General features: G+C 56.2%; 27 protein-coding genes and 1 riboswitch. Of the genes, 11 read left to right on the plus strand and 16 right to left on the minus strand.

The window, feature by feature from the left end; genetic code table 11:
• The first annotated feature begins 12 nt into the window (after positions 1-12).
• The 3 genes from ACSBQV_RS05605 to mntP all read left to right on the plus strand — a co-directional run bounded on the left by ACSBQV_RS05605 (position 13) and on the right by mntP (position 2,350).
• Positions 13-855 carry a PTS mannose transporter subunit IID gene (locus tag ACSBQV_RS05605; RefSeq protein WP_033634889.1) on the plus strand — a complete coding sequence of 281 codons (843 nt, stop codon included), beginning with the start codon at positions 13-15 and terminating at the stop codon, positions 853-855.
• A 54-nt stretch (positions 856-909) separates the two neighbouring features.
• The gene (locus ACSBQV_RS05610) at positions 910-1,368 is read left to right on the plus strand and encodes a DUF986 family protein (RefSeq protein ID WP_099785912.1); all 459 of its coding nucleotides are present in this window, start codon (positions 910-912) and stop codon (positions 1,366-1,368) included.
• Positions 1,369-1,586: 218 nt separating this feature from the next.
• Positions 1,587-1,769, plus strand: a riboswitch (yybP-ykoY riboswitch).
• 11 nt (positions 1,770-1,780) lie between these two features.
• Entirely contained in the window at positions 1,781-2,350 is a 570-nt protein-coding gene (gene mntP / locus ACSBQV_RS05615) for a manganese efflux pump MntP (protein WP_025159822.1), read from the plus strand.
• Positions 2,351-2,413: 63 nt separating this feature from the next.
• Here mntP and rlmA read toward each other — a convergent pair whose 3' ends face one another.
• The gene (rlmA, locus tag ACSBQV_RS05620) at positions 2,414-3,232 is read right to left on the minus strand and encodes a 23S rRNA (guanine(745)-N(1))-methyltransferase (RefSeq protein WP_096242324.1); all 819 of its coding nucleotides are present in this window, start codon (positions 3,230-3,232) and stop codon (positions 2,414-2,416) included.
• 161 nt (positions 3,233-3,393) lie between these two features.
• Between rlmA and pgeF the strand changes: the two genes are divergently transcribed.
• A complete protein-coding gene (gene pgeF / locus ACSBQV_RS05625) occupies positions 3,394-4,110 on the plus strand; it encodes a peptidoglycan editing factor PgeF (RefSeq protein WP_099817951.1) in 717 nt (238 codons plus the stop codon).
• Positions 4,111-4,162: 52 nt separating this feature from the next.
• Here pgeF and cspE read toward each other — a convergent pair whose 3' ends face one another.
• The 3 genes from cspE to ACSBQV_RS05640 form a co-directional block, all read right to left on the minus strand.
• Entirely contained in the window at positions 4,163-4,372 is a 210-nt protein-coding gene (gene cspE, locus ACSBQV_RS05630; protein WP_002221949.1) for a transcription antiterminator/RNA stability regulator CspE, read from the minus strand.
• A gap of 41 nt (positions 4,373-4,413) precedes the next feature.
• Positions 4,414-4,530, minus strand: coding sequence for a DUF2627 domain-containing protein (locus tag ACSBQV_RS05635; protein WP_002211058.1), 117 nt, complete (start codon positions 4,528-4,530; stop codon positions 4,414-4,416).
• Positions 4,531-5,212: 682 nt separating this feature from the next.
• Complete coding sequence (locus ACSBQV_RS05640) at positions 5,213-6,247, minus strand: MBL fold metallo-hydrolase (protein ID WP_099785918.1); 1,035 nt, start codon at positions 6,245-6,247, stop codon at positions 5,213-5,215.
• A 221-nt stretch (positions 6,248-6,468) separates the two neighbouring features.
• Here ACSBQV_RS05640 and ACSBQV_RS05645 point away from each other — a divergent pair, with 221 nt between their 5' ends.
• Positions 6,469-6,759, plus strand: a complete 291-nt coding sequence (locus ACSBQV_RS05645; RefSeq protein WP_033643389.1) for a hypothetical protein — start codon at positions 6,469-6,471, stop codon at positions 6,757-6,759.
• A gap of 40 nt (positions 6,760-6,799) precedes the next feature.
• On the opposite strand, the gene ACSBQV_RS05650 is transcribed toward ACSBQV_RS05645, so the two are convergent.
• The 3 genes from ACSBQV_RS05650 to ACSBQV_RS05660 form a co-directional block, all read right to left on the minus strand.
• Entirely contained in the window at positions 6,800-8,161 is a 1,362-nt protein-coding gene (locus ACSBQV_RS05650) for an amino acid permease (RefSeq protein ID WP_072627486.1), read from the minus strand.
• A 175-nt stretch (positions 8,162-8,336) separates the two neighbouring features.
• The gene (locus ACSBQV_RS05655) at positions 8,337-8,573 is read right to left on the minus strand and encodes a DUF4060 family protein (protein ID WP_025303167.1); all 237 of its coding nucleotides are present in this window, start codon (positions 8,571-8,573) and stop codon (positions 8,337-8,339) included.
• A gap of 75 nt (positions 8,574-8,648) precedes the next feature.
• Complete coding sequence (locus ACSBQV_RS05660) at positions 8,649-8,951, minus strand: phage protein NinX family protein (protein ID WP_033643391.1); 303 nt, start codon at positions 8,949-8,951, stop codon at positions 8,649-8,651.
• Positions 8,952-9,120: 169 nt separating this feature from the next.
• Between ACSBQV_RS05660 and fos the strand changes: the two genes are divergently transcribed.
• Complete coding sequence (gene fos, locus ACSBQV_RS05665; RefSeq protein WP_033643393.1) at positions 9,121-9,528, plus strand: fosfomycin resistance glutathione transferase; 408 nt, start codon at positions 9,121-9,123, stop codon at positions 9,526-9,528.
• A gap of 38 nt (positions 9,529-9,566) precedes the next feature.
• On the opposite strand, the gene ACSBQV_RS05670 is transcribed toward fos, so the two are convergent.
• Both ACSBQV_RS05670 and ACSBQV_RS05675 read right to left on the minus strand, forming a co-directional pair.
• Positions 9,567-9,842, minus strand: a complete 276-nt coding sequence (locus ACSBQV_RS05670) for a YebO family protein (protein WP_033643394.1) — start codon at positions 9,840-9,842, stop codon at positions 9,567-9,569.
• A gap of 81 nt (positions 9,843-9,923) precedes the next feature.
• Positions 9,924-10,082 carry a PhoP/PhoQ regulator MgrB gene (locus tag ACSBQV_RS05675; RefSeq protein ID WP_004927688.1) on the minus strand — a complete coding sequence of 53 codons (159 nt, stop codon included), beginning with the start codon at positions 10,080-10,082 and terminating at the stop codon, positions 9,924-9,926.
• Between the two features lie 161 nt (positions 10,083-10,243).
• On the opposite strand from ACSBQV_RS05675, the gene ACSBQV_RS05680 reads away from it, so the two are divergent.
• A complete protein-coding gene (locus ACSBQV_RS05680; protein ID WP_033643398.1) occupies positions 10,244-10,477 on the plus strand; it encodes a YobH family protein in 234 nt (77 codons plus the stop codon).
• 40 nt (positions 10,478-10,517) lie between these two features.
• Here ACSBQV_RS05680 and ACSBQV_RS05685 read toward each other — a convergent pair whose 3' ends face one another.
• Complete coding sequence (locus tag ACSBQV_RS05685) at positions 10,518-10,757, minus strand: DUF2766 family protein (protein ID WP_033643399.1); 240 nt, start codon at positions 10,755-10,757, stop codon at positions 10,518-10,520.
• A gap of 188 nt (positions 10,758-10,945) precedes the next feature.
• Between ACSBQV_RS05685 and ACSBQV_RS05690 the strand changes: the two genes are divergently transcribed.
• On the plus strand, positions 10,946-11,158 hold the full coding sequence (locus ACSBQV_RS05690; protein WP_004927694.1) for a YccJ family protein: 213 nt from the start codon (positions 10,946-10,948) through the stop codon (positions 11,156-11,158).
• A gap of 444 nt (positions 11,159-11,602) precedes the next feature.
• Positions 11,603-11,989 carry a helix-turn-helix domain-containing protein gene (locus tag ACSBQV_RS05695; RefSeq protein ID WP_004927697.1) on the plus strand — a complete coding sequence of 129 codons (387 nt, stop codon included), beginning with the start codon at positions 11,603-11,605 and terminating at the stop codon, positions 11,987-11,989.
• Positions 11,990-12,014: 25 nt separating this feature from the next.
• On the opposite strand, the gene ACSBQV_RS05700 is transcribed toward ACSBQV_RS05695, so the two are convergent.
• The 5 genes from ACSBQV_RS05700 to lysM all read right to left on the minus strand — a co-directional run bounded on the left by ACSBQV_RS05700 (position 12,015) and on the right by lysM (position 14,897).
• Positions 12,015-12,368 (minus strand): DUF1304 domain-containing protein, encoded by a 354-nt coding sequence (locus tag ACSBQV_RS05700; protein ID WP_046687262.1) that lies wholly within the window; start codon positions 12,366-12,368, stop codon positions 12,015-12,017.
• Between the two features lie 427 nt (positions 12,369-12,795).
• Positions 12,796-13,737, minus strand: coding sequence for a pirin family protein (locus tag ACSBQV_RS05705; RefSeq protein WP_099785922.1), 942 nt, complete (start codon positions 13,735-13,737; stop codon positions 12,796-12,798).
• 106 nt (positions 13,738-13,843) lie between these two features.
• Entirely contained in the window at positions 13,844-14,008 is a 165-nt protein-coding gene (locus tag ACSBQV_RS05710) for a hypothetical protein (RefSeq protein WP_162837199.1), read from the minus strand.
• A gap of 23 nt (positions 14,009-14,031) precedes the next feature.
• Entirely contained in the window at positions 14,032-14,187 is a 156-nt protein-coding gene (locus ACSBQV_RS05715; RefSeq protein ID WP_162882310.1) for a hypothetical protein, read from the minus strand.
• A gap of 263 nt (positions 14,188-14,450) precedes the next feature.
• Complete coding sequence (gene lysM, locus ACSBQV_RS05720) at positions 14,451-14,897, minus strand: peptidoglycan-binding protein LysM (protein WP_099785924.1); 447 nt, start codon at positions 14,895-14,897, stop codon at positions 14,451-14,453.
• Positions 14,898-15,123: 226 nt separating this feature from the next.
• Between lysM and ACSBQV_RS05725 the strand changes: the two genes are divergently transcribed.
• Both ACSBQV_RS05725 and ACSBQV_RS05730 read left to right on the plus strand, forming a co-directional pair.
• A complete protein-coding gene (locus tag ACSBQV_RS05725; protein ID WP_004934567.1) occupies positions 15,124-15,315 on the plus strand; it encodes a YebW family protein in 192 nt (63 codons plus the stop codon).
• 121 nt (positions 15,316-15,436) lie between these two features.
• Positions 15,437-15,661, plus strand: coding sequence for a biofilm development regulator YmgB/AriR family protein (locus tag ACSBQV_RS05730; protein ID WP_033643403.1), 225 nt, complete (start codon positions 15,437-15,439; stop codon positions 15,659-15,661).
• 82 nt (positions 15,662-15,743) lie between these two features.
• Here the strand turns inward: ACSBQV_RS05730 and ompC are convergent, their stop codons facing one another.
• Positions 15,744-16,826 (minus strand): porin OmpC, encoded by a 1,083-nt coding sequence (gene ompC, locus ACSBQV_RS05735; RefSeq protein ID WP_033650925.1) that lies wholly within the window; start codon positions 16,824-16,826, stop codon positions 15,744-15,746.
• Positions 16,827-16,927: the final 101 nt, after the last annotated feature.

The raw sequence follows: 16,927 nt of genomic DNA on the forward strand, positions 1-16,927 counted from the left end.
TAGGTGAGAGAAATGGTTGATACAACTGCTCAAAAGAAACTCACGCCGGCCGACATTCGCGGCGTATTCCTGCGCTCTAACCTGTTCCAGGGGTCATGGAACTTCGAACGCATGCAGGCGCTGGGTTTTTGCTTCTCGATGGTGCCGGTGATCCGTCGCCTGTATCCGGAAAACAATGACGATCGCAAACAGGCGATCAAACGCCATCTCGAGTTCTTCAACACGCACCCTTACGTGGCGGCGCCAGTGCTCGGCGTGACCATGGCGATGGAAGAGCAACGCGCCAACGGCGCGCCGATCGACGACGGCGCGATCAACGGCATCAAGGTCGGTTTGATGGGGCCGTTGGCAGGCGTCGGTGACCCGATCTTCTGGGGCACCGTGCGGCCGGTGTTCGCCGCGCTCGGCGCCGGCATCGCCATGAGCGGCAGCCTGCTCGGGCCGATCCTGTTCTTCGTGCTGTTCAACCTGGTGCGCCTGCTGACCCGTTACTACGGCGTGGCCTACGGTTACCGTAAAGGGGTGGATATCGTCAACGACATGGGCGGCGGTTTCCTGCAAAAACTGACGGAAGGAGCGTCCATTCTCGGCCTGTTTGTGATGGGGGCGCTGGTCAACAAGTGGACGCACGTGAATATCCCGCTGGTGGTGTCCAAGATAACCGACCAGACCGGGCATACCAACGTCACCACGGTGCAGACTATCCTCGACCAGCTGATGCCGGGCTTGGTGCCGCTGCTGCTGACCTTCGCCTGCATGTGGCTGCTGCGCAAGAAAGTCAACGCGCTGTGGATCATCATCGGCTTCTTCGTCATCGGTATCTTTGGCTATTGGATTGGCCTGCTGGGCCTGTAATCGTTCGGAACGGCCGGGGGGCAACCCCCGGCTTTTTTATGTGTGGAGCAAGAGATGTCACTGACCGACGCCGTACTGATGCTGTTTATCGCCCTGCTGTTGCTGTATTCGCTGTATGACGAATTCGGCATGGATCTGCTGAAAGGCAAAACGCGGCTCAAAGTGCCGCTCAAACGCCGCAACCGGCTCGACAGCCTGATTTTCGTCGGCCTGATCGCCATTCTGATTTACCGCAACGTCACCACCAACGGCGCGGTATTAACCACCTATCTGCTTATTTCTTTGGCGCTGCTCGCCATCTATATCGCTTATATTCGCTCGCCCAAGATGGTGTTTAAAGCGCACGGTTTTTTCTTCGCCAATGTGTTTGTCGAATATAACCGCATTAAAGCCATGAATTTATCGGAGGATGGCATTCTGGCCATCGACCTGGAACAGCGCCGGCTGTTGGTTCAGGTAACTCACCTGGACGACCTGGAGAAGATTTATCACTTTTTCGTTGATAATCAATAAATAAAAATAAATCCATTCCGTTATCGCTCAAACCCCGCGCTGCTTGTGGACAATTAATCGGCAGCGCCATTTCTTTTCTGACTATTATTTCCGCAACATTGTTACCCCCGGCTACATTATATTCCCCCATGAACTCAGATTAATGAAAACGAGTCTCAATTAAGAGCCAATATTGCCAAAGAATAAGGTTGTCGATGGCTGAAATAATATGGTATGGTTGCGCCGTCATTGGGGAGTAGCCGGTTTCTGGAGAATAAAAACCAGAAACGCCCGTATCAACATACTCGTTTCGCCGTATGAAACGTGGTGCGGGCAGCCAGGTAAGGTTGGCGAGACCATAGACACGTAACTCCGTCGTTTGGTTGGGGGTGGGTTACGTGTATATGGAGCCACCCGGCCGAGGCTATTTCACATGAACCTTTCAGCAACGCTTATTCTCGCTTTCGGCATGTCCATGGATGCTTTCGCCGCTTCAATCGGCAAAGGCGCCAGCCTGCATCAACCCCGTTTTCGCGAAGCGATCCGCACCGGCCTGATCTTCGGCGTGGTGGAAGCGATCACCCCGCTCATCGGTTGGGCCATCGGCCTGTTCGCCAGCCAATACATCATGGAATGGGACCACTGGGTCGCCTTCTCGCTGCTGTTCATTCTCGGCATGCGCATGATCGTCGAAGGGGTGCGCAACAGGCCCGACGAAGAAGAGAAGGTCAAACGCCATGGTTTCTGGTTATTGGTCGCCACCGCCATCGCCACCAGCCTCGACGCCATGGCGATCGGCGTCGGCCTGGCCTTCCTGCAGGTGAATATCGTGCACACCGCGATGGCCATCGGCTGCGCCACCATGATCATGGCGACGCTGGGCATGATGATCGGCCGCTTTATCGGCCCGCTGCTCGGCAAACGCGCCGAGATCCTCGGCGGCGTGGTGCTGATAGGTATCGGCGTCAACATCCTGCTGGAACACCTCGGCTACCTGGCCTGAAGCGACCGAACTGCAAAAAAAAACCTGCCGCGGCAGGTTTTTTGTTTCTGGACGCCGCGCCTTTTAAGCGCGACGTCGGTACAGCGCCAGGACGAAATCCGTCTCGCACACAAACTCCCCGCCCTCGGCCAACCGCTGTTGCACTTCCGGCGTGGCGCGCCAGGCGAACGGCGTCATCTGCAGCAGGTTGGCGGCCTGCGCGCCCGGCAAGGTCATCGTATAGGCCAGCGCCTCTTTGCGCTCGCAGTCGAACCCATCGAACTGTTCGTCCTGTTCGGCATGCAGCTGCACCTGCTGGTACACCCGCTCTTTCAGCTGGTACAGATGACGCGGGCCCGGCGAAACCGTCACTACCACGCCGCCCGGCTTCACCACCCGCGCCAGCTCCTGCGCCTTGCAAGGGGCGTAGATGCGCAAGACCGCATCCAGCGCCCCGTCGGCGAACGGCAAACGGTGGCTTGAGGCGACGCAGAACGAGACCGCCGGATAACGTTTGGCGGCATAGCGGATCGCCACCTTCGCGACATCCAGCCCGTAGACCGCCATATTGCGCCCCTGGGCCAGCCGTGAGGCCACGGCGGCGGTGTAATACCCTTCCCCACAGCCTATGTCCAATAACGCGCCAGCATCGGCCGCCAGCGCCACATCCAGCCACTCGGCCACCTGCGCTTGCAGCGGCTGATAATACCCACCGTCGAGAAACGCACGCCGCGCCTGCATCATTTCCGCGCTGTCTCCCGGCTGCTTCGATCGCTTGTGCTGTACCGGCAGCAGATTGACGTAGCCCTCTTTGGCCTGATCGAACTGATGATTGCCGTCGCAACGCCATTGTTGAGATGAAAAATGCAGCGGCTGATGACACAGGGGACATTGATAAGACATGAATGGGCTTCCAGAGAGACAGGGCGCGGCTAGTCTAAAGAAGGCGCCGGTTTGATGCAAGGCGCATCCCCGCTCGCTTTCATCGCCAACAACACCTGGCCAAGCGGGGAAAAAGCTGGCTACACTGAGAGTCTGTTTTCTCACGCAGGTGAAAATAATTTATGAGCGATCGTTCCGCGCTGCTCGATGCGGTGCCCCACATTCAGCACGGCTTCGGCAGCAAACTCGCGCTGCTGCCGGGGCATCTGCTGCCCTACAGCGCCACATTGCCGGAAAAGAAGCAGGTGCATGGCACCCGCATCGTCGATGTGCTGCAACCGGCGCAGGCGTGCGGTGAGGCCGATGGCTTCTACACGCGCCAGCCCGGCATTCTGCTCAGCGTGCTGACGGCGGATTGCCTGCCGGTGCTGTTCAGCCGTCGTGACGGCGGCGCCATCGCGGCGGTGCACGCCGGCTGGCGCGGGTTGCTGGACGGTATTCTGGAACAGATGGCGGCCCGCATTCGCCAGGACGGCGACACCGCCGATTGGGTGGCCTCCATCGGCCCCGCCGCCGGCCCGTGCTGTTACGAAGTTGACGAAGCGCTGGTGGAAAACTTTAAACAGCGTCTGCCGCTGCCCGCTACGCTGATCAGCCCGCACTATCGGCATCTGGATCTGGCCGCGATCGCCGAATACAAGCTGACGGCGCTCGGCTTCGCCGCCGTTGACCGCTCAGGCAGTTGCACTATCTGCACGCCGGACGTCGATCCGCAGCGGCCGCAGCGCTTCAAATACACCAGCTATCGCCGCAACAGCCATCGGCGCGCGCAGGATCCGACGCATCCGGGCATTAAAGGCCGCAACCAGTACGCCGGCATCGTCATCGTCGCCGAATGACGGAAACGAAAAAGCCCGCGCGAAGGCGGGCTTTTTGTACAGCTGACGCTGATTAGATAGCAGTAACGTTTACTGCAGATGGGCCTTTCTGGCCATCTTGGATTTCGAACTCAACGTTCTGGCCTTCAGCCAGGGTTTTGAAGCCGTTACCCTGGATTGCAGAGAAGTGTACGAACACGTCTTTGCTGCCGTCAGCCGGGGTGATGAAACCGAAACCTTTAGACTCGTTGAACCACTTAACTTGACCTTTGATCTTTGCCATCTTGAGTATTTCCTTTGGATTGTTTAAACCGCCCGTAGGCGTTACATAGACAAACTAGAGTCGTTACTGCTTGAGGCACTAAGATAAGGATCGGCAGAGAAGCGGTATTCAACGCTAACGTCTTTACTCAGAACTTCTTTACTGAAAATGCCACACATATACAGAACTGTACCTCGTTTTACCCAGATGCGTTATCACATACTCTGTATGCGATGGCAAGCCATTTTTAATCACTGAACGACATGTCGCACATATTTGAAACGGTCGAGAGCCACATTTGCTTAAATAGGCCAAAAGATGTTGAAGCATCGGCTATTTTCTGCTTGCCAAAATCACTGCGCCAGACCCCGCATTCTGCTGGCGTTTTAACAAAACTTTCATCGTATTGACGCCTATCTGCCTCATCATTTCCGCTTTTTTGCCGCTTATAGCGTTAAAAAATTTGAATCTTTATGGAATTTGATATGCAACATTTGAATATCGATGAACGGGGGCCAATTTATTCATCGCTCCTCCGACCATTTACCGCCGGAAAGCCCATTCATCATCGGCTTTCAGCCCTGCCGCCAAACGGCGCGGGCGAGCACGGCGCACGGGCCAGCGGTAACACATCCGCCCTGCACAACGGATGCATAAACATGCAAAGCGCCGGCACCTCTCCCGCTTGCCGGTGGGTTCATCATAAATAATCCGAATATCATTAACCTCAATAGCCGGAATAGTCTTATCAATAACGAAAGTTCAACGTTGAATTAAATCCTGAAAACAAGGGGGTTATTTGAATCACCACCCGCGCTTATCAATTCGGCTAATTACAGCCGCGCTTTCAAACCGTTGGTTTTATTCATCCCGCAGCGCCGCCGGGTGATGAGGTAACGCAGACGGTGAGCCCTGCAACGCGATGCGCTCGCCAATCTTCAGCGGATGGAATTGATGCTGCTCCAGCCCCGCTTCACTCAACGCCAGGTTCAACTGCTGCGGCGGCTCGTCCAGCGATTCATCCGCCAATTCGAACACCCCCCAATGAATGGGAATGGCGCGCGGCTGATTCAGTTGACGGTACAGCGTCACCGACTGCTGCGGATCCATATGCTGTTCCTGCATAAACCAGCGCGGCGCATAGGCGCCGATGGGCAGCGCCGCCACGTCGAACGGCCCCAGCCGTTGACCGATCTCCGCCAACCGTTCCGAATAGCCGCTGTCGCCGGAAAAATAAAACCGCAGCGCCGGATGGTGGATCACCCAGCCGCACCACAGCGAGCGATTGCGATCCCACAGCGTGCGCATGCTCCAGTGCCGCGCCGGCGTGGCGTAGACCGTCAGCTCGCCCAACGGCAGACTCTGCCACCAGTCCAGCTCATGCACCTTCAGCCGATAACGGCGGAACCAGCGCTTCAAGCCGAGCGGCACGATGAACTCGGCCTGAGGGAAACGCCGCGCCAATTGCCGCACCGTGCGCCTGTCAAGGTGGTCATAATGGTTATGGGAGATCAGCACCGCATCCACCGCCGGCAGTTGCTCCACCGTCAGCGGCGGCGGCGTTCTGCGCTTCGGGCCGTAAAAGCTCAGCGGCGATGCGCGTTCGGACAACACCGGATCGATCAGAATATAGCGCCCGCTCAACCGCAGCAGCATCGAGGCATGCCCCAACCACCAGACGCTGTCGCCACTGCCGCTGAGATCGGCCGGCTGCCACCAGCGTTCGGTAAATTGCGCGTAGCCCTGCTGCGGCGGCTTGGGCAACCCCTGGCGCTTGCGCTCATCTTGCCAACGTTGAAGATCCCCCTCCTGACGCCGCGAAGGTTCCGGGTTGCAAAATCCCTCCGGCGTGTGATGCGCCTTGGCCGCGTCGTAATAACGGTTGATTCTTTTCATCCAGCGTCTTCTCCCGACCCTCAGCGCCCTGCACGGGCATGACTTTCAGTGTAACAAACCCGATGAAGCTCGCACTTCGTCAGCCGTGCGCTGCATTGAGGGAGCTTTTGCCGTATGCTGTTGTCTCACTTCGGTGAGACAGCCAGGGCCGCCAAGAGCCCGTTAAGACTCTCTTAAGAACTTTGTGATTGACTTGTAGGGCATACAGAAAAGGAGAAGTTATGAGTCGTTCGACATCCCGCAAATCAGGCGCAGGCCTGGGGCGCCGTATTCGCAGCGCGCTGCTGGCGCAGAAGCAATACTGGAAAATGTATTTCGCCATGAAGCTGCGCCGCGTGCGCGTGCCTGCACCGCTGGTGCTGCTTGGCGGTTCGCTGCTCGGGTTCTTCATGCTGACCCTGCTGATGCTCAGCGTGGTGACCATCGACGTCATCAGCACCCTGCTGCTGCTGTGCCGGAAACTGCTGGGACGGGGTGACGGTGAGGGGCGCGCCTTTATGCCGCGCAGCTGACGAGAAGAGCGCGGAGGCGCAATACGCCTCCGCGCGCAGATTAACGCTTGGCGCCTTTGCGGCGCGTCAGCATGAACCCGCCCCACAGCACTGCAATCCACACCGGCATCAACAGCACCGAAATGCGGATCCCTTCGCTGAAATACATAATCACTAAAATCAGGCCGAGGAACGCCAGGCACAGATAGTTGCCGAACGGATACCACAGCGCCTTAAAGCTCGGAATGACGCCCTGACGGTTCTTCGCCGCACGGAATTTCAGGTGCGCCAGGCAGATCATCACCCAGTTGATCACCAGGGTGGACACCACCAGAGCCATCAGCAGCTCAAACGCCTTGCCGGGCATCAGATAGTTGATCAGCACGCCGATCGAGGTAATCAGCGCCGACAGCGCGATGGACAGCACCGGCACGCCGCGCTTGTTGACGCGCGTCAGCGCTTTCGGCGCATTGCCCTGGCTGGCCAGCCCGAACAACATGCGGCTGTTGGCATAAACGCCGCTGTTGTAGACCGACAATGCGGCGGTCAGCACCACCACGTTGAGCACCGTCGCCACCAGATTGCTGTTCAGCGCATGGAAGATCAGCACGAACGGGCTGCCGCCCTCCACCACTTGCCCCCACGGATAAAGCGAGAGCAGTACGGTCAGCGAACCGATATAGAAAATCAGAATGCGGTACACCACCTGATTGGTCGCTTTAGGAATGCTGCGACGCGGATCGGCGGCTTCCGCCGCGGTGATGCCCACCATCTCCAGCCCGCCGAACGAGAACATGATCACCGCCATCGCCATCACCAGCCCCGAGAAGCCGTGCGGCATAAAGCCGCCCTGCTGCCACAGGTTGGTGATGCTGGCCTGTGGCCCGCCGTTGCCGCTGGCCAACAGCCAGGCGCCAAACACGATCATGCCGACAATCGCCACCACCTTGATGATGGCGAACCAAAACTCGGTTTCGCCGTACAGGCGCACGTTCACCAGGTTGATCAGATTGATCAACACAAAGAACAGCGCGGCGGACGCCCAGGTGGGGATCTCTGGCCACCAGTACTGAATGTAGATGCCGACGGCGGTCAATTCCGCCATGCCGACCAGAATGAACATCGCCCAGTAGTTCCAGCCGGAAAGGAAGCCGGCGAAATCACCCCAGTATTTATAGGCAAAGTGACTGAAAGATCCGGCGACCGGCTCCTCCACCACCATTTCGCCCAGCTGGCGCATGATCAAAAACGCGATAAAACCGCCGATGGCGTAGCCCAAAAGCACGGCGGGACCGGCCATTTTAATGGTTTGCGCAATGCCGAGAAATAAACCGGTGCCGATGGCGCCCCCGAGGGCAATAAGCTGTATGTGTCTGTTTTTTAATCCGCGTTTTAGCGGGGTATCCTGATGCTGACCGCCCATCTTATCCTCATATGGCGTACCTCCTTGCCGTTATCGGCCAAGATTTCACCAATCAATAAATGTATCTGCGGGCGGCTTTTTAACACTTAACCCCGTGAGCATCAAGGAGTAGCGCCCCGAGACGGCAGACCGGAGCGCGATTTTTTAACCGAGGGAGAGCGGGTAACGGCGGCGTTCAGCCAGGCATACCGCACAGTTTGGTCAGGTTGCGCGCGCCGATCATCAGCGTGGCGACATAAGATTGGCGACGCGTAACCACTTCCACCGCCACGCGATCGTTTTGATATTTTATCAGATAGGTCGAGGGCCAGCCCTGACGGCGCTGGCCGAAGCTTTCGGCATGACGATCGATCGCCGCATGGGCAATCACCAGATGAGACAAGTTTTTATCACCTTTGATAATGCGCTTCATAAACAGCCTCCGCCAACGACAGCTCTGTTATTAGAAAAAGGAGAAACTCTTACCAATCACCGGTATTTTTGCGAATCAGTTAGCCTGTCGGCTCATCAGAAAACAGATCATCGCCGCGCGCAGCGGGCTGGCGCTGTCGGCCTGCCATTCACCGCCCTGGGTGCTCATGCGCGCCTGCCACTGTGGGCTGTCGCTGTGGTTGTCGGGGTTCAGACTGATTTTGTTGGCGCAAATGATCGGCCAGGCGTCGGAGGGATTCTTGCAGTAATCTTTACCTTTCACGCCGCCGTAGGGATACCACTTGTCCGGGTTCTCCCCAGTCAGCAGCGCAATGCTGCGGTTCACTTCGGCATCGCTTTCTTCGTACCATTTAATCATCGGCTTAATCCATCTTTTGTAAGGTTCGCGCTACATTACGATGTCTGTAAGACAGTTTTATGACAGCGTCGCCGGTTTTCACATTATCTGCACTAATGTTTCGCCCCCTTTAACTTTTCTCCCCTTCTGCGTACACTTTTCGTCTGTTTAGCGCCCAGGAAACGCACACATGTTGACCGGCCTCAACCACCTGACGCTCGCCGTCAGCGATCTCGATCGCAGCTTCGATTTTTACCGCCATCTGTTGGGGTTCACCCCTCACGCCCGCTGGCAAGGCGGCGCCTATCTGTCGTTGGGGGCGTTGTGGCTGTGCCTGTCATTGGATGAGGCTCGCACGCAACCACGGGCGCGTGATTACACCCATTACGCCTTCAGCGTCGCGCCGGAACACATTGAACGGGTCAGCGAGCGGCTGCGCCAGAGCGGCGCAGAAGAGTGGAAAAGCAATCGCAGCGAGGGCGAGTCGCTCTATTTTCTCGATCCTGATGGGCATCAGTTGGAGATCCATGCCGGCGATCTGGCCAGCCGCCTGGCGGCATGCCGGGAAAAACCGTATCAGGGCATGGTATTTTACTGAAGCGCCCCGGCGGCGCAGCGCCGGCCGGAGCAGGGTGTTCAACGTTCGGGGATAAAACCTTTGAAATCCAACGCGGGGCTGAGATCGTCGTCATCAGCATCGCCGCCGTCGGCGCGAGCGCTGTGCGCCAAACGCTTCAACAGCGCCGTTTGTTGACGTTGCTGCTCGGCAATTTCCTGCAGCAGGCGAATCTGCTCGTTGGCGCGCACGCTGGCGCGGTTCACCAGGAACCAAACCCAGAGCCCCACCAGCAACGCCACGGCGGCGAGAGCCAACGACAACAGGCCGTTCTGGCCAAAACCTAAATCGTACATGGACAACCCTATCTACTGCGAAATTCAGGCCGCCATCTTAACACTCGCGGCGGCCGGGCGAACATCCCTGCCAAAAATTGCTTACCAGGGTACGAAGCGCGTCACCGAACAGATGCCCAGCGCAAAATTTCCACCATCGTCGCAATAACTGTCCAGCGCCAACAGGTAGAAAAACAGGCAGGCAGCGACGGCCGTCATTATCACGAGGATTTTTTTTCGCAACAAATTTAGCAGCCTCATTGTTATCAGGATGGTCTATCGCGCATGTTATCACAGCAAAGTTAAACGAAGTTTAACTTGTCGTTTAGATTTCTGGCTATCGCCCGGTTTTCAGACTGTTACCCTTGCCCTCGAGCTGGCGCCGTGGCTAGATGAACCCTCAGGGATAACGAGGAAACGCAATGAGCAGACTGATTAAGTGGGTACTGGTATTGGCGGTCATTTACGGCGGCTTTTTGATCTCGGGCTACGGCGTGCTGATCGGCAGCAACAAGAACGTCGGCGGATTGGGATTGCAGTGCAAATACCTGACGGCGCGCAACGTGGCGATCGCCCAGTACGTCAATGGCGACAACGGTTTCATCGGCGTGACCGACTGCCCGCTGTTCAAGAAAATCGAAACGGTGGTGGATTAACCGCCACCGCCCGACGCCGTCGCTCTGCGGCGGCTCCGCCTCAATCGCGGGTAAACTTCAACTCGATCAGCGCAATCGCCTTGTCAATCGCTCTGCGGGTCACCGGATCGGCGCCGGCGGGATGCGTGGAGAAATCGATGCTTTTGAGCTGGCCCGCCATCTTGTCGCGCACTTCGGTCGGCGCAATCACGTCGATAACGTCCAGAATCTGTTTAATGACCAGTTGGCAAGCGACCAGATCGGAAGCCAATTCCTGCTCGTTGCTCAGCATGTCAGACATAATAACTTTCCCTCTTGATTCAAACGCCGCACAGAATAGCATGCCGCCTGCGCCATTGCCCGCCCTCCCCGCCTTTTTCCCCATTCTGCGCACCGCCGGGCAAAAGCCCGCGGCAGATTAGCCTATACTTGCAGCATGACGGTGATAAAAACATCCGTAACCTAAGCCACAACCAACAGGAGATAGTTATGGCGAATCACAATGTGAAATCCTGGGCAACAGTGCGTGAAACTTCGGTGGAAATTGCCGAAGCTATTTTTGAACTGGCAGGGAACGATGAAGTGTTGGCGCAGAAGATCTGGGAAGAAGGCAGCGATGAAGCGCTGGAAAAGGCTTTTGCCAAAACCACCGCAGACCAGCTTTATTGGGGAGAGGAAACCGTCGAGCGTAAAAACGTTTAAGCCGCCAGGCAACAAAAAGCCCGGGTTTCTGGCCCAGGCTTTCCCGATTAGCGCTCACCCCGCTCAGCGGCGTGCATCTCTGCTTGCTCTCACGGTTCTTCACCTCCCACACCTTCCGCATTTTTCATGCTCATCACCGGCGTCGCCATAAAAGCGCCGACGCCCACGATTACAACCAGAGTAATAATCACTGTCATTAACATGCGATCACCCCATCAACGTTGAGTTGTTACGGCTGACTCTGTTTTGGCGGTTCTTGCTGCGGTCTGCTCCGCGTCACCCACCGCGGCGGCGACAGTCTCAGATTAGCCGTTTTTCCTTTCGGCTGACAAGCGGCGGTTCAACGGTTTTTCCGAATCATGCCCCGTCATCGGCGGCGTTTTTTGTCCGCGGCGGCAAGTTGTGTATACTTCACCGCTATGTAGATCTCACACTGACGCACTGATGATACAAGAACACCATCTCTCATTGGTCTGCGCCCTCAGCAAATGGGTCGAAACTCACCTCGGACGAGTGATCCATCTCGAAGAGCTGGCCGAGTACTCCGGCTACTCGCTGTGGCACATGCAGAAGCTGTTCAAAGAAGCGACAGGGATTTCGCTGGGCAAATACATTCGTGAACGCCGTCTGGCCGGCGCGGTCTATCAACTGCGCAGCAGTGAAGCGTCGATTTTCGATATCGCCCTGGACTTTGGCTTCGGCTCACAGTCCCACTTCACCTACATGTTCAGAAAGCGTTTTAATATCACGCCTTACGATTTCCGCCAGGATCTGAGCGTCGATCTGCACATCGATCCGCCGCTGCACGTCATTCACCAAAAATCCGCCTGATTTTCGCCCGCCGTCAACCGGCGGGTTAACGCGCGCCCCAGACCGCCAGCAGCGCGATCGCGGCCGGCAACGCCTGCACCCACAGGATCTTGCGGCTGGCGGTCAGCCCGCCGAACACGCCGGCCGCCAGCACGCAGCCGAGAAAGAACAGCTGCAGCGCCACATCTTCACGCCAATAGCCCCATACCAGACCCAGCGCCAGAAAACCGTTGTACAGCCCCTGGTTGGCGGCCAAGACCCGCGTGGCCGCGGCGAACTCCGCCGTCGTCCCGAATGCTCGCCTGCCGATCGGCGCGCGCCACAGGAACATTTCCAATACCAGGATATAAAGGTGGAGCGCCGCGATAAGCAGCAGAACAATGTCGGCAATGAGCTTCATGATTATCCAAATAGCGAAATGGGGATGCCGTCAAGTATAAGTGATGGGTGAATATCGCTCACCATCCAAGATAAAAAAACCCGCCGAAGCGGGTTTATGCAGGAGTCATTTTTTGAGGTTAGTGTAATACGGCAACCAACAATGCCGCGACAGAGACCCAAAACAGCGCCGTGGCAACCACGACATGGGACAGTCTTGCACGATAAAGAACTTGGCTCATAATGACCTCACTGACATCAGACTAACGGGAGACAACCTGACTTCCTGAGGATTATCCTAATCTTCTTCCGTTTATCATTATATGCGTCAGATCACTATTTCGTTGAGAAACTTTATATTGTCGTGAAGCTGGAGCCGCGATCACATTTATTGCGCGTTATTAGAGCGAAATAAGTCGAATAATCTCGGCGATTATATCCTAACGCTATCAAACTTCGCTCCACGGCAGGCGTGGCGCGACCATGCGCTCACCGGAATAACCGCTGACCGCCGGAAAACGATCCGTTTCCTGCTCCCAATCGCGCTGAGCCTGAATAATTTCCGCTTTGGTATGGCCAACGAAGTTCCACCAGATAAGGATCTCTTCATTTAACGGCGCTCCACCGATTAATAATCCTCGGCTGCCCTTCTCTGCATTTAACTCAATAGAGTTATTACCCATGCCTAAATAGGCGAATGCGTCAGGTGAAAATGTTTCACCATTAAGTTCAAATGCACCAATCAGGGGCAAAAAGCCGATTTCATAATCATCGCGCAGCGGCAATTGCGCCGTCGCCGCCTCTTGCCATTCCATATCAATGGCGATTAATGGCGAAAGAGTAAACACCGGTGAACGATAAGCGCCAAATTCCCCGACCAGCAAACGGTGATTCACGCCGTTATTCCGCCACTGCGGCAAATCGGGATAATGATCGAATCGCGGCGCCATGTCGGCATATTCGGCCGGCAACGCAATCCACAATTGTGCGGCGTGCAGTCGTCGGTCCTCGCCCACCGACTGTTCCGTATGCGCGATGCCGTGCCCTGCGGTCATCAGATTGACCTGCCCCGGACGGATCAACTGTTCGCTGCCGAGGCTATCGCGGTGCAGCACCTCACCCTCGATCATCCAGGTAAAGGTTTGCAGACCGGTATGCGGATGCGGCCCTACGTCCATGCCGGGCGCGGTGCCGTTGAATACCGTCGGGCCGGCGTGATCGAGAAAACACCAGGCGCCGACGGTGCGCCGCTCCCGGGTTGGCAACGCGCGGTTGATAGGAATGCCGCCCACTTCGGCATTGCGCACGGCAATGCGCTGGATCTGGCGCGCGCCGTCAACGACAGGGCACTCGCGTGAGGGTGAAAAGCGCGTAGGACGTGACTGACTCATCGCAAAGACCTCCTGAATGGCGCCGATTCGCCAAGGATAATCGCCCCAGCTTAGCACAGGACAACGCCCCCTGGAGAGCGACGACGCTCAGCCGCGCTCACGCGGATTAAGGTGTTTTGATGTAGCAGCTTTTAATATCGATATCGTCGTGGGCATGCCTGAGATCGGAGAAATAAGTCACTCCGAAGAGAATCGACACGACCAGCAGTACAGAAACCAACAGGCCGATAATCGCCAACAGTTTGGTTTCATCGTGGAGATTAGGCTCCATTTTCTCTCCCCTAGTTAATGACGTCAGGTCAGCCACAGCGTAACCGCCAACGTAAAAATGATCAGTGAGCAGGACGCAATCGCCAAAACGACGATCGCAAATTGCGCATCACCCAAGGTTTCTCTGTAGTTTTTATCCGTCAAGGCGTTACGCTGCTGTTTCACTAAATCGGCTTTCACTCGTTCAACTGCTGCATTGCTGTTTGATGGGGCAAGACACCCCCTCAGAATGGGGGAGCGAAATCCCCCTTCGGCTGCTCAGTCCGCAACCGGGCCATGACGCTACCAACTTTCCCCCCCAGGGTCAACACCGCCGCCGCGGGCCGGCGAGCGCAGGCACACGGTATGTGTAACTTTTATTTAGAGGGAAGGGAAATAAGAGATGCTTATAGCGGAGGCAAAAAAAAGCCCGGCACATCGCCGGGCCAGGGGAGACAGAGGCGTTATTGCGGGACACGCAAAACCTGTCCCGGATAGATCTTGTCCGGGCTCGACAGCATCGGCTTGTTGGCTTCGAAAATTTTGTTGTAAAGATTGGCGTTACCATACATCTCTTTGGAGATTGCGCTCAGCGTATCGCCCTTCTTCACGGTATAGAAGCGGCTCTCGGCGTCGGATTGCGCTACCGCCACCTTGTCTTCCACACCGCTGATGCCCGCTACGTTGCCAATCGCCACCAGAATCTTCTCTTTCAGCTCCTGGCTGACGGCATCGCCGGTCACCACCGCTTTCCCATCGACCACCTGCACATTGACTTTGTCGGTGCCCGGCAGGCCGCTCTTATCGAGATGCTCCTTGAGTTTGGCGCTTTGATCTTCGGCGGAGGCATTGCCGGTGACTGTGTCCCACAGTTTTTCGCCCGCTTCTTTGACAAAGTTAAACAAGCCCATATTCACTCCTTTTGATGGTTGCACTAATGCGTTGATGTAAGGCTTGTTAAGCTTAGCATCGTCAAAAGGATCTGCCATCCGCTCTCCCCCCCAGAAACGGCTGGAGAATTCCGAAAGTGCCGTCTGCGGCGCCTCATTGGCGTTTTATCGCGCAATGATGCTGAAAAATCGCGCTTTTTTACCTACACTGTTGCAGACAAGGCGGCTCGACGAAGGAGGCTGCAAGATGTACGCATTGGTGATGTTTGTCTGTTATCTGGATGGCGGCTGCAGTGAAATGGTGGTGGACATATTGCGCGACGAACCGCAATGCCTGGTGGCGATGAAGGAACAGAACCTGCGTCACGCCGGCTGTTATCCCATGGAAGAATTTATTGACGGCTTCTGGTTGCCGGCCAGCGAATACTCGGATTTTTGATCCCCTCCCCGCCTGATGCTGAGGAATTTCTGATTTCATCGGAAACTGCATCTTCCTCCGAGGCACAAGGCCGCTGTTTTGCTAAATTGCGGCTCCCGAAGAAGAAAGACAGAGAAAGGTCATGTCAGCATCGGCTCATTCCAACGAGCAATATGAAATTCTGCTGCGCAACGTCAGCCTGGCGTTAGGCGACGCAGTGTTGCAGTTAATCAAAAACCATAAAAAGGTATCCGGCGGCAATATTCTTTCGCAGCTGGTGACAGAGATAGAGCGAGAGCAGGATCAGCAGCGGTTTGCCGCGCTGCGTTCGGCCATCGAGCTGGTGGGGTTGGCGCCAAAAGGCTGAGCGCGCGATACAAACGAAGGCAGGGCTTGCGCCCTGCCTGATTACCGATCCCGACACAGGATGAGGGTAATGGAATTGCAGCTTAGAAGCGGTAGGTCAGGTTGACGGCAACGATGTCGTCAGTGCTCAGCTTCAGTTTGTTGTCGTCGTTCAACTGGTTGATCTTGTAGTCGACGTAGGTGTACATGTTTTTGTTGAAGTAGTAAGTCGCGCCCACTTCCACGTATTTCACCAGATCGACATCGCCAATCCCTTCAATATCCTTGCCTTTTGACTGCACGTAGGCCAGAGACGGACGCAGACCGTTTTCGAACTGGTACTGGGCCACCACTTCGAAGTTCTGCGTTTTGTTGGCGAAGCCGGAGACGCCATTGCCGCTGATCGGCGTCATGTTGCGGGTATCGGCATACATGGCCGCCAGATAGACCTGGTTGGCGTCATATTTGATTGCGGTGGTCCAGGCGGTGGCCTTGTCGCCTTTACCGTACTGCAACGCTTTCTGAGCGCTGGTGCGGTTGGAATCGGAGAACGCCGCCGCGACGCCGATGCCGGTGCCGCCGATGTCCTGATAGTCCAGAGACATGCCGTAACCGTCGCCGTTTTGCTTGGTCACGCTGCGGCCGTCACCGTCGTTTTTACCCTGGTACTGCAACGCCAGATTCAGGCCTTCCACCAAACCGAAGAAGTCACGGTTGCGGTAGGTCGCCAGGCCGTTGGAGCGCGCGGTCATGTAGTTGTCGGTGTAGCTGTAGGAGTCGCCGCCGAATTCCGGCAGCATGTCGGTATAAGCTTCGGCGTCGTACACCACGCCGTAGTTACGGCCGTAGTCGAACGAGCCATAGTTGGCGAACTTCAGGCCGGCGAAGCCCAGACGGGTTTTGGTGCCGGTGGTGCCCTGCGCTTCATCGTGGTTGGCCTGAACGTTGTATTCCCACTGGCCGTAACCGGTCAACTGATCGTTGATCTGGGTTTCGCCTTTAAAGCCCAGACGAACGTACGTTTTATCTCCGTCTTCACTTTTATCTTTACTGAAAACGTGTTTGGCCGAAACGCGGCCGTACAGGTCGAGTTTATTGCCATCTTTATTGTAGATTTCAGCCGCGTTGGCGAAGGAGGTGACCGCCCCGAGGGCGACAGCTAAGGCTAATACACTGCGTTTCATCATTTATTTTCCTAGATATTATAATTAAAACCCTGCCCGTCACGCCCAATTTATAATTTGGGCTGTGATTTTATCTTTTGGTATTTTATGAGCTCCCCTAATGC

The sequence above is a fragment of the Serratia sp. B501 genome (assembly GCF_051172315.1).
Classification (GTDB): Bacteria; Pseudomonadota; Gammaproteobacteria; order Enterobacterales; family Enterobacteriaceae; genus Serratia; species Serratia ureilytica.

Excerpts from the sequence above, each read along its gene's own strand:
- ACSBQV_RS05610 (WP_099785912.1), top strand. The coding sequence starts at position 910 with ATGTCACTGACCGACGCCGTACTGATGCTGTTTATCGCCCTGCTGTTG.
- ACSBQV_RS05670 (WP_033643394.1), bottom strand. The coding sequence starts at position 9,842 with ATGTACGATTTAGGTTTTGGCCAGAACGGCCTGTTGTCGTTGGCTCTC.
- lysM (WP_099785924.1), bottom strand. The coding sequence starts at position 14,897 with ATGGGCTTGTTTAACTTTGTCAAAGAAGCGGGCGAAAAACTGTGGGAC.
- ACSBQV_RS05605 (WP_033634889.1), top strand. The coding sequence starts at position 13 with ATGGTTGATACAACTGCTCAAAAGAAACTCACGCCGGCCGACATTCGC.
- fos (WP_033643393.1), top strand. The coding sequence starts at position 9,121 with ATGTTGACCGGCCTCAACCACCTGACGCTCGCCGTCAGCGATCTCGAT.
- rlmA (WP_096242324.1), bottom strand. The coding sequence starts at position 3,232 with ATGTCTTATCAATGTCCCCTGTGTCATCAGCCGCTGCATTTTTCATCT.
- pgeF (WP_099817951.1), top strand. The coding sequence starts at position 3,394 with ATGAGCGATCGTTCCGCGCTGCTCGATGCGGTGCCCCACATTCAGCAC.
- ACSBQV_RS05645 (WP_033643389.1), top strand. The coding sequence starts at position 6,469 with ATGAGTCGTTCGACATCCCGCAAATCAGGCGCAGGCCTGGGGCGCCGT.
- ACSBQV_RS05635 (WP_002211058.1), bottom strand. The coding sequence starts at position 4,530 with ATGTGTGGCATTTTCAGTAAAGAAGTTCTGAGTAAAGACGTTAGCGTT.
- ACSBQV_RS05700 (WP_046687262.1), bottom strand. The coding sequence starts at position 12,368 with ATGAAGCTCATTGCCGACATTGTTCTGCTGCTTATCGCGGCGCTCCAC.
- cspE (WP_002221949.1), bottom strand. The coding sequence starts at position 4,372 with ATGGCAAAGATCAAAGGTCAAGTTAAGTGGTTCAACGAGTCTAAAGGT.
- ACSBQV_RS05705 (WP_099785922.1), bottom strand. The coding sequence starts at position 13,737 with ATGAGTCAGTCACGTCCTACGCGCTTTTCACCCTCACGCGAGTGCCCT.
- ACSBQV_RS05725 (WP_004934567.1), top strand. The coding sequence starts at position 15,124 with ATGTACGCATTGGTGATGTTTGTCTGTTATCTGGATGGCGGCTGCAGT.
- ompC (WP_033650925.1), bottom strand. The coding sequence starts at position 16,826 with ATGATGAAACGCAGTGTATTAGCCTTAGCTGTCGCCCTCGGGGCGGTC.
- ACSBQV_RS05660 (WP_033643391.1), bottom strand. The coding sequence starts at position 8,951 with ATGATTAAATGGTACGAAGAAAGCGATGCCGAAGTGAACCGCAGCATT.
- ACSBQV_RS05685 (WP_033643399.1), bottom strand. The coding sequence starts at position 10,757 with ATGTCTGACATGCTGAGCAACGAGCAGGAATTGGCTTCCGATCTGGTC.
- mntP (WP_025159822.1), top strand. The coding sequence starts at position 1,781 with ATGAACCTTTCAGCAACGCTTATTCTCGCTTTCGGCATGTCCATGGAT.
- ACSBQV_RS05650 (WP_072627486.1), bottom strand. The coding sequence starts at position 8,161 with ATGGGCGGTCAGCATCAGGATACCCCGCTAAAACGCGGATTAAAAAAC.
- ACSBQV_RS05730 (WP_033643403.1), top strand. The coding sequence starts at position 15,437 with ATGTCAGCATCGGCTCATTCCAACGAGCAATATGAAATTCTGCTGCGC.
- ACSBQV_RS05680 (WP_033643398.1), top strand. The coding sequence starts at position 10,244 with ATGAGCAGACTGATTAAGTGGGTACTGGTATTGGCGGTCATTTACGGC.
- ACSBQV_RS05710 (WP_162837199.1), bottom strand. The coding sequence starts at position 14,008 with ATGGAGCCTAATCTCCACGATGAAACCAAACTGTTGGCGATTATCGGC.
- ACSBQV_RS05655 (WP_025303167.1), bottom strand. The coding sequence starts at position 8,573 with ATGAAGCGCATTATCAAAGGTGATAAAAACTTGTCTCATCTGGTGATT.
- ACSBQV_RS05640 (WP_099785918.1), bottom strand. The coding sequence starts at position 6,247 with ATGAAAAGAATCAACCGTTATTACGACGCGGCCAAGGCGCATCACACG.
- ACSBQV_RS05695 (WP_004927697.1), top strand. The coding sequence starts at position 11,603 with ATGATACAAGAACACCATCTCTCATTGGTCTGCGCCCTCAGCAAATGG.
- ACSBQV_RS05675 (WP_004927688.1), bottom strand. The coding sequence starts at position 10,082 with ATGAGGCTGCTAAATTTGTTGCGAAAAAAAATCCTCGTGATAATGACG.
- ACSBQV_RS05690 (WP_004927694.1), top strand. The coding sequence starts at position 10,946 with ATGGCGAATCACAATGTGAAATCCTGGGCAACAGTGCGTGAAACTTCG.